The following is a 13,128-nucleotide window of genomic DNA, read 5'->3' as shown; positions in this document are numbered from 1 at the left end:
AGGGGCTGAACGATGTCAAACGCTTTATCTAAAATTTCTGCAGCGATATTGGCTGTCGTCTTACTGTATTTGATTCCGGCTGTTCAATCGGCACAACGGGAGGAGGATTATCGGGCGCTTGCGGCATACAACACGTTGGTTCGGTTTGCTGACGCAGTCCGAAATAAAGGATATTTATCGGCATCGATGTACAGGGATTTTGTCCATGAGCTTGGTGCCGCAGGAGGCGTATACAAGATTGAACTGGTGCACCGTCACAAAAAATATCATCCGGAATACAGCGATCCGTCCGATTCTAGTTCCTTTCTAGACCGATACAGCATTCATTATGAAGATTATTATGACCATGACATATTGCCGCTGCTTTTTCCTGAGCAAGCTCCAGCCGGCGCAAGCGGGCGCCCCAGGTATGAAATGGAAATTGGCGATTATTTCACGGTAACCATTACCGGTTTGGAGCGAACGCCGATGACGGTGCTGAATGATTTTTTATATGGGGCTGCAAACCCCGGCGGATGGAATTCCATGAGTTACGGGGGGATGGTGCTCAATGAAGATTACTGATTGGGCGATGATTTTCGTGCTGATTGCTTCGCCCTATCTATGGGTTCTTCATCTGCATACAGGGGACCTAAGGGAGGCTCACGGGCTTCAGCTGCGTTATACCTCGGCTCTCCGCACGGCTGTCCAGGATGCTGCTCATGCGCTCAATCTAAATGAGCTTCAGCATTACGAAACCGGATATGGTTCGGCGAAATTTATGAGAACGGATAAGGAGGAAGCCCTCTCTGCGTTCATCGAGACATTGTCAATTCATTTAGGTATTGAGAATGACCCGATTGCCCAAAGGGCAATGCTGGCTTATATACCGGTAATTGCGGTCATTGAATATGACGGATTTTCTATATATGCCGTGCATGAGAGCAAGGAGGCCGGGACGGGTGAGTCTGAATTAATGCATCGCTGGAGGCCGAAAAAACCGTATGTATACACGGATCAATCCGGCAACAGTATTGCATTTACGCTGGATAATCAGGTAACGGCATATGAGAGCAGATCGGGCGAGTGGCTAAGAGGGAGACAAAGCGAGCTCAGCTTTGCAACGGACATACCATTGCTGCAGGACGCTGAAGCGTTTGAACAAGTCAGGCGAGCGACGATTGTGCGAACCATTGAGGAGGACTTAGCAGGATACATGAATCGTCATAACGAATACGCAGCACGGATCGGAGTAAATTATTTTTTTACATTACCGGCCTTGTCCCAGGAGGACTGGACGAATACGCTCAATGATACCGGTGTCATTGTATTTGTGCAGGGCATTCCGGTGGGTGATCGTTATTATAATAATTATGCCTTTGGCGGTGGACGGCTATTGCAAAGCAAGCTGCTGGTTGGAGGCATCGATGAAAAGACGGGTCTTCATTACTTCTTTCGGGAAGGCTGCCCGCCCCGCTACCGTGTTGAACAAGCATTCACGAACCGCAGGGATGCGGCGGCTAAGGGATATTTTGAGAATACTTGCCGCTGACGCTTAAATAAAAACTGTTTCAGACCTTCTCCCACTTATGCTAAAATAGGTTCTTGAATGTCATATAGAAGGAGTAAGGGTTGCTAATATGAGTTTATTAACTGTAGAGAACGTCTCCCACAATTTCGGGGACCGTACTTTGTTTAAGAATGTCTCATTTCGCTTGTTGGCCGGTGAGCATGTCGGCCTGGTTGGGGCAAACGGCGTAGGCAAGTCCACATTAATGAATATTTTGACTGGACAGATCCTGAAGGATGAAGGCAAGGTCGAATGGACGCCGAAGGTACGGTACGGATACCTCGATCAGCATACGAAGCTGACACCTGGCAAGACGGTTCGAGATATATTGAAGGATGCATTTCTTCCGCTGTTGGAGCTGGAGAAGGAAATGATGGAGATTACGGAAAAAATGGCCGATGCCTCTCCCGAGGAGCTAGAGCTGCTGCTGGAGCAGATGGGCGAAATTCAGGAGCAGCTGGATATCGGCGATTTCTATTTGATCGACGTGAAGGTTGAGGAAATGGCGAACGGGCTAGGATTGTCCGCGATCGGCCTTGACCGTGATGTCTCGACTCTGAGCGGTGGACAGCGTACGAAGGTGCTTCTGGCTAAGCTGCTGCTGGAGAAGCCGAACGTCCTGCTGCTTGACGAGCCGACCAACTATTTGGATGTGGAGCATATCCAATGGCTTACGAACTATTTGCAGAACTATCCGTACGCTTTTATTCTCATTTCGCATGATACCGAGTTCATGAATAAAGTCGTCAGCGTCATTTATCATTTGGAATTTGCCAAATTGACGCGTTATTCGGCGAATTATGAGAAGTTCCTGGAAATGGCCGACATCAACAAAAACCAGCATATTGAGGCTTACGAGAAACAGCAGGAGTTTATCAAGAAGCAGGAAGATTTCATACAACGCAACAAAGCGCGATATTCCACTTCCGGCCGGGCGAAGAGCCGGGAGAAGCAGCTGGATCGTCTGGAGCGGATCGATAAGCCCGAGGAGGCCGCTAAGCCGGTTTTCGGCTTTAAAGAGTCGAGAGCGAGCGGAAAGACGGTATTCGAAGGCATCGACTTTGAAATCGGCTATACGCATGCACTGCTGCCTAAAATGTCGATGACGATTGAACGTGGCGAGAAAATCGCAATCGTCGGGTGCAACGGCGTCGGCAAATCTACGCTGCTAAAGACGATTCTTGGCAAAATTCCGCCGATTAGCGGCAAAACGTATCAGGGGGACTTCCTGTTTCCGGCTTATTTCGAGCAAGAGGTTCGCCCAGGAAATGGCACGCCGATCGATGATGTATGGAATGAATTCCCGCATCTGAACCAGCATGAAGTACGGGCGCATTTGGCGCGCTGCGGCCTGAAGAATGATCACATCACCCGCCAGCTCAAAGCGCTGAGCGGTGGCGAGCAAGCCAAGGTGCGGTTGTGTAAGCTGATGATGCGCGAGACAAACTGGATATTGTTCGACGAGCCGACGAACCATTTGGATGTAGCGGCCAAGGAGGAACTGAAGCGTGCGCTGAAGGAGTTCAAGGGGACGGTGCTGCTCGTATCTCATGAACCCGACTTCTACGAAGATTGGGTAACGAAGGTTTGGGACGTCGAGCAGTGGTCCACGAAATAAGGCCATTGTGCAGCGGGTACTCATAGTTTTCTGATGAAAAGGAGCGGGAGCGGGTATGCAAGGCAATCGATCTGAAACCTCGGCAGCAGTATTGTCCGCGGAGACAAGAGACCGGACGGACCGGTATTCCAGGCAGGAACGTTTTGCGATGATCGGTCCGGAAGGGCAGCGCAAGCTGTCGGAAAGCGCTATTCTTATCGTAGGCGCTGGAGCGCTGGGCACAGGCATTGCGGAAACGCTCGTACGGGCTGGCGTTGGGCGTGTAGTCATAGCAGACCGGGATTACGTGGAATGGAGCAATTTGCAAAGACAGCAGCTGTTCGCGGAAGAAGATGCCGAGCTCCGGCTGCCTAAGGCAATCGCTGCCCAGAAGCGGCTGCAAGCGATTAACAGCGAAGTGACCATTGAAGCTCATGTCATGGATGTAACCTATGCTGAAATAAGCTCCTTATTGCCGGGAATCCAGCTTATACTGGATGCTACCGATAATTTTGACACGAGAATGGTAATTAACGACATTTCCCAGAAGAAGGGCATTCCTTGGATTTACGGTGCCTGCGTAGGGAGCTATGGCATAACGTATACGATATTGCCAGGGAAGACCGCCTGTTTGAACTGTCTGCTGGGCTCGATTCCGCTTGGCGGAGACACTTGTGATACAGCAGGGATTATTCCGCCTGCGGTTCAGACGGTTGTTGCCCATCAGACAACAGAAGCGCTGAAGCTGCTCACGGGACAGACCGAGCATCTTCGAGGAACGCTGCTGACCTTTGACTTATGGCGCAATGAGCAGGCAGCGCTCAAGATGGATGCGGCCCGGAAGCCGGACTGTCCGTCCTGCGGCTCGCAACCGGCATATCCCTATTTGTCCCATTCGGGCTCGCGAAAGACCGAAGTACTCTGCGGCAGGGATACTGTCCAAATTCGTCCGGCTAAACCGCGGGAATGGAATTTGGAGGAGACGGCCAAAGCCTTGATGCGTCTTGGGGAAGGGACGGCAGAATTCAATAAGTTTCTGCTATCCTTTACGATTGGAGAGCGCCGGCTGGTATTATTTAAGGACGGGCGGGCATTGGTCCATGGAACGAAGGATACTGTAGAAGCCAAAGTGCTTTATGACAGGTACTTCGGCTAAAGTAAGATAGAAGCAGCAAACCATTTCCGTTAAATTAGGGAATGGTTTGTTTGCATTTTGTCCATCTTAATTAATAAATTCGGGATGTGGAGCAGAAGGTGGGCGGCGAATCGTATGGAAGTTCATATATTATCGGCAGGAGGGGACTCCCGGGAGAGCAGCCGTTTGTACCGGCAGCTGAAGGAAGCGGGACATGACGTCACTTGGTTCCGCAACAAAGATGTGACGAAGGAAGAACTGCTTAAACAGAAGCCAGACATTATGCTGGTTGAAAAAGGGGTATCGGACGTCGATGCCATGGCTCTGCTTAAAGCTCATGAAGGCGTGTTATCATTTCCCGTCGTAGCCGTGCTTCTTGAACGAAGTACGGAGCAGCTTGTCGAGGCATTCGCAGCCGGGGCGAGCGACGTCGTAGACGGCAGCGTCCCTTTCGAAGAGCTGTCCGTACGTATGGAGCATTGGGTCAGGCTGTTCATGAGATTAAACGACGGCCAACCAAGCGAGATCATTTTCGAGGATTTGCGTATTGAGCCAAAAAGCCGCAAAGTATTCCGGGAAGGGGAAATCATCAAGCTGACCCCGAAGGAATATGATTTGCTCGTTTATCTCGCGAAGCATGCCAATACCGTGTGCCATCGTGATGATATTTTACAGGAGGTATGGGGGTATGACTTTGCGACCGGTACGAATGTCGTAGACGTGTATGTCCGCCATTTACGCAAAAAAATCGACCGCGGGCGCGCTCGAAAGATTATCCATACTGTCCGGGGAACCGGTTATATGATGCATTGATGAACAAAGAGGCCCCCTTGGCAGAAATGCCTGCCGGGAAGCCTCTTTTGCAAGATGATAGAAGATCAAGTGTCAGTTATACAGTCCCATTGCAATATCGTAAGCATCTGCTGATGCTAACATTCGGACGTAGTCGGATTGATACAAACTACAGCACGCGACGAGCTTTGATGTAAGTTCTTTTCCATGTTCCGGAGTTCAAATCAGAGATCGTTACCCCAGGTTTACCGTAAGTGTGCAGAATCTTACCGTTGCCCATATATACGGCCACGTGTGTAATATTTTTTCCTGTCGAACGGCTGCCGCTGGAGAAGAAGACCATATCGCCCGGACGCAGGTTCGATTTGGATACCGCTTTACCTACTTTAGATTGGGCAGCGGATGTACGTGGCAGGTTAACTCCATATTGCTTAAAAATATGTTTCATAAATGAAGAACAGTCGAATACTCTTGTTGTTGAAGTCGATGCACCGAATTTATAAGGTGTGCCCATATATTTTTTTCCGAAATTAACGACTTGAGTTCCCTTAGAAACAGCAACGCTTTCTGCGCTTTGAGGAGCAGCAGCCGCTTGTGCCGTACCGCCTCCGCTTGCAAGCAAAGTTCCAAAGCCAATAGCTGAAACGATACCTACCGTCAATACTTTTTGGGATATAGTGTGCAATTTCATGTTGTTGTGTACCTCCAAAGTTTTTGTTTTGACCGGCTCGATTTGAAGTATAACAGGTTTGATACCAGCTATATTTTGGTAGAATTGCGGAGCGCGCTGTCTCCCATAGCTTTGAAGGCGTTTATTAAAATACCATTAAAGTTTACAAAAAATTAAGAATATAGAGTGAATCCATACTGAGAAAAGCAAAGAAACCTTGAAGCATCAAGGTTTCCTTCGTGTGTAACTAGAAGTTACAATTTTGTCTTAAATTTTGTGGTTAATCCCGGCTTTGGATGATTAAAAGCAGACCGCTCTCGATCCGGATGGTTCCTTCCTGACCGATAAGGCGATTGCTGATCCCAAGCGACTGCCCCATCCGAAGCGTTGCATTGTCTAGGGGATACATGAACCCGTCCAGTGTTATCCCGGTCACTTCCGGCGTAAGAGGAACCAAAGATGCGTAAGTGAAGCCGCGCTCCTGGATGGTGATGGTAGATCCGGTGAGCGTAATATAGTTGTGGGTGTCGTAAATCGCGCTTTGGACCTGGTGCTGCAAACCTCTGAGCATGATTTGAATGTTGGCTAGCGTATGATCCATTCTTGAACCAGTCACGCCCATCATGATGATTTCTGTGGCTTCATTATCCATAGCGGTCACATAGGCCAGCTCGGTATCCGTCAAATCTTTATTTATTGGATCACATGTAATGATTTTGCCGCTGGCACATTTAACCTTCTCCAGCTCCTCCGGTGTAATGGAATCAAAATCTCCGACGGAGATATGAGGGTGGATACCATGCTCTACGAGAAATAATGCACCGCGATCTGCGCCTATAACCAGATCATTCTGCCTGATCTCCTCCAAAAATACAGGATTCATATTGCCGCCTGCAAAAATGAGCACTCTTTTCTCAGTCATATCTCTACTTCCTTTCATTTTGCGGAACATGCCCCAACTCCAGTATAAAACAGATTTAAGGCTTGCACAATTTTACCAGGTCAGACTACAATGATTCTAGTGCGTGTATTATATAAGAAGCAAAAAGAGAAGCCGCAGCGGCTTCTCTTTAAATCAAGTTGATTTGAAAGCGCCACCACGCTCTGGAGGCAGCTTATTTTTTGATGACTGCACGCACTATTTCAAAAAATGCAGGAGCGCATCAGGCAGCTCGTTCTGCCAGAAACCCCATAAATGCTTACCGTCTTTTTCAAGGTACCGGATTTGGGCGCCGCGCTCTTCCAGGAGCGATTTGGTCGCCCGGTTCAGCTCCACAAAATTATACGTTCCTGTATCTGTCGTGTAATTGTCCTCCTGCAGGCCGACGATCATATATAAGGAAAGGAAGGACAAGTCAGATTCTTCGGCTACCAGCTGCTGGGTTTTTTCGTAAAACGCGCCGGACAAGCTGATCACTTTGGAAAACAGCTCAGGTTTTTTCATAGCGATATGCAGCGAAATGGTGCCGCCTAGCGAATCTCCGGCCAAAATACGTTCGTCAGCATCGCGGCGAACCGGATATTTGCTCTCAACGTAGGGAATAATTTCTTCAGTGAAGCAGGAAATATAAGCGTCGAAGCGGTTGCCGAAAGGAGCATACTCCTCGGTACGCACCGATGTATCAACCTCGACGCCAACAATGATGAACGGGTCGAGCCCTTCATCCAGGATGAGGCGGTTCGCATGAGTAGCGATTCGGCCGTAATTGAAAAATTCTTCTCCGTCCTGACAATATACGACAGGATAACTGAGGATTTCATTATAGCCCGGAGGCAAATAAATCCGCAGCGACCGCTTCTCGCCCAAGTATTTGCTGTCGATTTCTTCCTTGACGATCGTTCGTTTTAAATAGCGCGAATCCGTCATAATACAACACGCTCCCGTCTTTGCATTTTGCTTTTAAATGGCTGATAAGTTAAGATAACCGTTAGAGTAAGTGTTCCATTCACTGGTTTTAAATCTGGCTTCTGTTATAGTAAAAATGATACGCTGTTATACATACAAAGATAAGTATAAAGTACAAATTACCGGAATATCTTTGACTTATTGAGTGGAACAGATGTATAATAATTCTATAACAGCAGCACATGATAATCAAATTTTTTGTCGAGGTGAAGAAAATGAGCAAGAACAAGAGCAGGGTTCCTTACGAAGTATACACTGAGGAAGTCGAAGCTTTGTCCGTGCTATCCCCGGACGGTGAAATCGTTAACAAAGATAAAGTTCCTAATTTAAGTGATGATCAATTGAAAGAGTTAATGTACCGCATGGTATTTACCCGTACATGGGATGAAAGAGCCATCAACCTGGGCCGTCAAGGCCGTCTTGGATTCTATGCGCCTGTATCTGGCCAAGAAGCTACGATGGTGGGAAGCGAGTTCGCTCTGAACAAGGACGACTTCATTTGCCCGGGCTACCGTGATATGCCGCAGCTCGTATGGCATGGTCTTCCGCTGTATCAAGCATTCCTGTATTCCCGCGGACATCAGCACGGCGGTCAAATTCCGGAAGGCGTCAACGTACTTATGCCACAAATCATTATCGGCGCCCAAGTGCTTCATGCCATGGGTATCGCTATGGGATACAAATTGAAGAAGCAGCAGCAAGTCGCTATCACATACACAGGTGACGGGGGATCCTCCGAGGGCGATTTCTACGAAGCACTCAACTTTGCTGGAGTTTATAAACTGCCGGTTATTTTCTTTGTGCAAAACAACGGATATGCGATCACAACTCCGTTCTCCAAACAAACCGCAGCTCTATCGATCGCTCACAAAGCGGTTGCAGCAGGGATCCGCGGCGTGAAAATCGACGGTATGGACGTGTTTGCCGTCATCAGCGCTGTTCAAGAAGCAGCAGAGCGCGCCCGCAATGGTGAAGGTGCTACATTGATCGAAGCCGTTACTTACCGTTTCCGTCCACACTCCTTGTCCGACGATACTTCCAAGTACCGCACGAAAGAAGAAGAAGGTGAGTGGAGCGAGAAGGATCCAATCGCACGTCTTGCCAAATACCTGGAGAAGAAAGGCCTTTGGACAGAAGAAGATACCGCTCGCGTGAAGGAAGAAGCCAAAGCTACGGTTAACGAGCAAATCAAAAAAGCTGAGCAAACCGAAAAAATGACCATTCCTGGTCTGATCGATAGCATGTTTGAAACGACGCCTAAACATCTGGAAGAGCAAAAAGCAGAATTCCAGTAAGGACGATAAGCAGGACCAAAGAGCATTAATGAATGCTTGGCAGTAAAAGTCTGATTGTTTCTTAATGAGGAGGATATGAATCTAATGGCACAAATGAATTTAAAAGAAGCGATTCGTGATGCGATGCGCGTGGAATTAGAACGTGACCCTAACGTTCTGATCTTCGGGGAAGACGTCGGAAATGTCGGTGGCGTATTCCGTGCTACGGAAGGCTTGCAAAAACAGTTCGGTGAAGAGCGCGTATTCGATACGCCGCTCGCAGAATCCGCAATTGGCGGTATGGCAGTAGGTTTGGGGATCCAAGGATTCCGTCCGATTGCTGAAATCCAGTTCGTAGGTTTTATCTTTGAAGCGCTCGATCAAATCGTTGTTCAGGCAGCCCGTATGCGTTACCGTTCCGGCGGCCGCTACAACGCGCCGATCGTATTCCGTACTCCGTTCGGCGGGGGCGTTAAAGCAGCTGAGCTGCATACAGACGCATTGGAAGGTTTGATCGCGCAAACTCCGGGTATTAAATTAGTGATTCCATCCAACCCTTACGACGCTAAAGGTTTGATGATTTCTGCTATCCGCGACAATGACCCAGTTTTCTTCATGGAGCACTTGAACCTGTATCATGCTTACCGTGAAGAAGTGCCAGAAGGCGAGTATACTGTTGAGATCGGCAAAGCGAAAGTCGTTCGCGAGGGCTCTGACGTAACGATCGTCGCTTACGGCCTAATGGTTCATACGGCGGTTAAAGCGGCAGAGGAGCTTGAGAAGAACGGCATTAAGGCAGAGGTAATCGACCTCCGTACGCTCGTGCCTCTTGACATTGACACCGTTATTGAATCGGTGAAGAAAACAAACCGCGCTATTATCGTTCAAGAAGCGCAAAAATCTGCAGGTATCGCTGCAGAGGTTATCGCTCAAATTAACGAGAAAGCGATCCTTCACTTGGAAGCGCCGGTTCTTCGTGTTGCTCCGCCGGATACTGTCTATCCGTTCGCGCAAATCGAAGATCAATGGCTTCCGTCTCCGGCTACGATTATTGCAGGAGTGAATAAAGTACTCGAATTTTAATCTTAATGAACTAGGAGGTCTTCCAGGTGGCTAAATTTGAATATCGTTTCCCTGAGCTTGGCGAGGGGCTTCACGAAGGCGAAATTATTAAAATGCATATCAAAGTCGGCGATAAAGTAACCGACGACGATATTATTATGGAAGTGCAAAACGACAAGGCGGTCGTTGAGGTTCCTTGTCCGGTAAATGGTACGGTGCAAGAGGTGTTCGGTACGGACGGCGCCGTGTTCCGCGTAGGTCAAGTCGTCGCTGTTATCGACGCTGAAGGCGACATTCCAGAGCAAGAGGGCGCAGCAGAAGAGCATAGCGCTCAAGAAGCCGATGCAGCACAAGGCGGAGCGGATACGAAAGATTCTCCGGCAACCGAGAATCCGGCGGCTGGCAAGGACAGCGCTGCTGCTCCAGCGGCACCAAACCGCGAAATCCTGGCTACGCCTAGCGTACGTAAATTCGCTCGCGAGAAAGGCGTAGATTTGAACCAGGTTCAAGGCTCCGGCAAAGCAGGCAAAATTACACGCGAAGACGTGGAAGCATTCCTGAGCGGCGGCGGAACACCGGCTGCAGCACAAGAGAGCGCGAAAGCAGCAGAAGCGGCTCCAGCAGCAGCAGCTCCGGCAGCGGTCAGCGTAAGCGCCGAAGAAGAGCGCGTACCGTTCAAAGGCATCCGCAAAGCGATCTCCAATGCGATGGTTAAATCCGCGTACACAGCTCCTCACGTTACAATCATGGACGAAGTTGACGTAACCGAGCTGGTAGCGTTCCGTACGCGTATGAAACCGATCGCCGAGAAGAAAGGCACGAAAGTGACTTATCTTCCGTTTATCGTCAAAGCGCTTGTTGCAGCTGCTCGTCAATTCCCAGCGCTTAACGCTTCGATCGACGAAGAGAACAACGAAATTGTATACAAAAAGCATTACGATATCGGTATTGCAACCGATACGGACAACGGTCTGATCGTTCCGGTGATCAAGGATGCGGACCGCAAGAGCATCTGGATGATCGCAGACGCGATTCGCGATTTGGCTGCTCGCGGACGCGAAGGCAAATTGTCCCCTAACGAAATGAGAGGCAGCACGATTTCGATTACGAACATCGGCTCTGCCGGCGGTATGTTCTTTACTCCGATCATCAACTACCCTGAGGTAGCTATTCTCGGAACTGGCCGTATTAGCGAGAAGCCGGTTGTGAAGAACGGGGAAGTTGTCGTAGCTCCGGTTATGGCCCTGTCCCTCAGCTTTGACCATCGTCTAATCGATGGTGCTACTGCTCAATACTTCATGAACTATATCAAAGAGCTGCTCTCCAACCCTGAGCTGCTCGTAATGGAGGTATAACAACATGGTCGTAGGAGACGCTTCTCTTGATATTGATACACTGGTAGTCGGTGCAGGTCCCGGCGGATACGTGGCAGCCATTCGCGCTGCCCAGCTCGGACAAAAGGTACTGATTGTAGATAAATCGGAACTCGGCGGCGTGTGCTTGAACCGCGGATGTATTCCTTCTAAAGCTTTGATCTCCGCTGCACACCAATATGAGTCCGCAAAACATGCAGATGTATTCGGTGTTTCTGTGGAAAACGTAAAAGTGGATTTCTCGAAAACACAGGAATTCAAAAACGGCGTTGTTAAGCAAATGACCCAAGGTGTTGGCGGTTTGCTGAAAGGCAACAAAGTTGAAGTATTTAATGGCGAAGTGATGTTCATTAATGAGAACGAAGCTCGCGTCTTTAACGATTATGAAGCACCTCGTTACCGTTTCAAACATTGCATCTTGGCAACGGGTTCCCGTCCAATCGAACTGAAGCCATTCCCGTTCGGCGGACGCATCCTATCTTCTACAGAAGCGCTGGAGCTCCAAGAACTTCCTGGAAGCCTAGTTGTTATCGGCGGTGGATATATCGGTGCTGAGCTTGGACAAATGATGTCCAAATTCGGAACTAAAGTAACGATTATTGAAGGACTTGACACGGTTCTTCCTGGTTTTGACAAGGACATGACTCGTCTTGTGGCGAAGAGCATGGAGAAAACAGGTATCGAGATCGTAACCAACGCCAAAGCAGAAAGTGCAGTTCAGACGGATAAAGATGTTACGATTAAATACACCGTGAACGGTGAAAGTAAAGAAATTACGGCGGATTACTTGCTTGTTACCGTAGGACGCCGTCCAAACACAGATGGCGAGCTTGGTCTTGATCTGGCAGGCGTTGAGCTGGACGATCGCGGCCTCGTTAAAGTTGACCATCAAGGACGCACATCCAATCCGAAAATCTTCGCGATCGGCGATATCGTACCAGGTCTGGCACTCGCTCACAAAGCTTCTTACGAAGGTAAAGTGGCGGCTGAAGCTATCGCAGGACTGCCTTCAGTTGTGGACTACAAAGCGATCCCTGCTGTTGTTTTCACCGATCCAGAATGCTCTAGCGTAGGTATGACCGAGAAGGAAGCCAAGGAGAAGGGCATTAAAGTCAAATCTGGTAAATTCCCGTTTGCCGGAAATGGCCGTGCGGTTTCCTTGAATCATCCTGAGGGCTTCATGAAGCTTGTCGCCAACGCGGAGAACGACCTTGTCATCGGCGCGCAGATCGTTGGTATTGAAGCATCCAACCTCATTACTGAAATTGCGCTGGCGATTGAAATGGGCGCGACGCTTGAAGATATCTCCCTGACGATCCACGCTCACCCAACACTGGGCGAAATCGCGATGGAAGCGGCTGAGGTTGTCGAAGGCAAACCGATCCACATTATTTCCCGTTAATTTCACGTAACTCCTAAGAGTTACACAAACTCCTAAGCATATGGATGAGCTGCTACTGCAGGTTTATATAAACCTGCGGGCAGCTCTTTTTTTATCACAAAGGAAATGATTACAAAATAAGAGTTTGTCTGGTAAAATTCACTTGTATGGGCGATTCGGATGATGAGGAGGTATAATGCCAATCATTTTTAGAAAAATGATTACGCTAATTCTATATGTTTCAGTTAATTTGCTGGTTTTAATTTGACTAAGAGCACTGTTTATTTTGGGATAAGCGCAGGGTTAACCACCTTGTTTCTGGCTCTTATAACGAAGGTGTTTCCGTACTTTAACGGGTTTAAGTTCAAGGATAAGCTATCGTTTTTATT

General features: G+C 48.6%; 12 protein-coding genes. 9 read left to right on the top strand and 3 right to left on the bottom strand.

Annotation, left to right across the window (positions count from 1 at the left end):
• Positions 1-12: 12 nt before the first annotated feature.
• The 5 genes from GNP95_RS21625 (at position 13) to GNP95_RS21605 (ending at position 5,094) form a co-directional block, all read left to right on the top strand.
• A complete protein-coding gene (locus GNP95_RS21625) occupies positions 13-564 on the top strand; it encodes a hypothetical protein (RefSeq protein WP_155612910.1) in 552 nt (183 codons plus the stop codon).
• Positions 551-1,531 carry a hypothetical protein gene (locus tag GNP95_RS21620; protein WP_155612909.1) on the top strand — a complete coding sequence of 327 codons (981 nt, stop codon included), beginning with the start codon at positions 551-553 and terminating at the stop codon, positions 1,529-1,531. Before GNP95_RS21625 ends, GNP95_RS21620 begins: the two co-directional genes overlap by 14 nt.
• An 88-nt stretch (positions 1,532-1,619) precedes the next feature.
• On the top strand, positions 1,620-3,167 hold the full coding sequence (locus GNP95_RS21615) for an ABC-F family ATP-binding cassette domain-containing protein (RefSeq protein WP_155612908.1): 1,548 nt from the start codon (positions 1,620-1,622) through the stop codon (positions 3,165-3,167).
• A 55-nt stretch (positions 3,168-3,222) separates the two neighbouring features.
• Complete coding sequence (locus tag GNP95_RS21610) at positions 3,223-4,302, top strand: ThiF family adenylyltransferase (protein ID WP_155612907.1); 1,080 nt, start codon at positions 3,223-3,225, stop codon at positions 4,300-4,302.
• 114 nt (positions 4,303-4,416) lie between these two features.
• On the top strand, positions 4,417-5,094 hold the full coding sequence (locus GNP95_RS21605) for a winged helix-turn-helix transcriptional regulator (RefSeq protein ID WP_155612906.1): 678 nt from the start codon (positions 4,417-4,419) through the stop codon (positions 5,092-5,094).
• A gap of 148 nt (positions 5,095-5,242) precedes the next feature.
• On the opposite strand, the gene GNP95_RS21600 is transcribed toward GNP95_RS21605, so the two are convergent.
• From GNP95_RS21600 to GNP95_RS21590, 3 genes are all read right to left on the bottom strand, one after another.
• A complete protein-coding gene (locus tag GNP95_RS21600; protein WP_155612905.1) occupies positions 5,243-5,764 on the bottom strand; it encodes a C40 family peptidase in 522 nt (173 codons plus the stop codon).
• 259 nt (positions 5,765-6,023) lie between these two features.
• Entirely contained in the window at positions 6,024-6,665 is a 642-nt protein-coding gene (locus tag GNP95_RS21595; protein WP_155612904.1) for a thiamine diphosphokinase, read from the bottom strand.
• 216 nt (positions 6,666-6,881) lie between these two features.
• On the bottom strand, positions 6,882-7,610 hold the full coding sequence (locus tag GNP95_RS21590; RefSeq protein ID WP_155612903.1) for an alpha/beta hydrolase: 729 nt from the start codon (positions 7,608-7,610) through the stop codon (positions 6,882-6,884).
• 221 nt (positions 7,611-7,831) lie between these two features.
• On the opposite strand from GNP95_RS21590, the gene pdhA reads away from it, so the two are divergent.
• From pdhA to lpdA, 4 genes are all read left to right on the top strand, one after another.
• A complete protein-coding gene (gene pdhA / locus GNP95_RS21585; protein WP_230873942.1) occupies positions 7,832-8,944 on the top strand; it encodes a pyruvate dehydrogenase (acetyl-transferring) E1 component subunit alpha in 1,113 nt (370 codons plus the stop codon).
• Positions 8,945-9,028: 84 nt separating this feature from the next.
• The gene (locus GNP95_RS21580) at positions 9,029-10,006 is read left to right on the top strand and encodes an alpha-ketoacid dehydrogenase subunit beta (protein WP_155612902.1); all 978 of its coding nucleotides are present in this window, start codon (positions 9,029-9,031) and stop codon (positions 10,004-10,006) included.
• Positions 10,007-10,032: 26 nt separating this feature from the next.
• Entirely contained in the window at positions 10,033-11,340 is a 1,308-nt protein-coding gene (locus tag GNP95_RS21575; protein WP_330163557.1) for a dihydrolipoamide acetyltransferase family protein, read from the top strand.
• Positions 11,341-11,344: 4 nt separating this feature from the next.
• Entirely contained in the window at positions 11,345-12,760 is a 1,416-nt protein-coding gene (gene lpdA / locus GNP95_RS21570) for a dihydrolipoyl dehydrogenase (RefSeq protein WP_155612901.1), read from the top strand.
• The last annotated feature ends 368 nt before the right edge of the window (positions 12,761-13,128 follow it).

Origin of the sequence: Paenibacillus woosongensis, assembly GCF_009725165.1 — a bacterium.
Taxonomy (GTDB): Bacteria; Bacillota; Bacilli; order Paenibacillales; family Paenibacillaceae; genus Fontibacillus; species Fontibacillus woosongensis.
The sequence above is the reverse complement of the archived record's forward strand: the minus strand, read 5'-3'. Positions and strand labels throughout refer to the sequence as shown.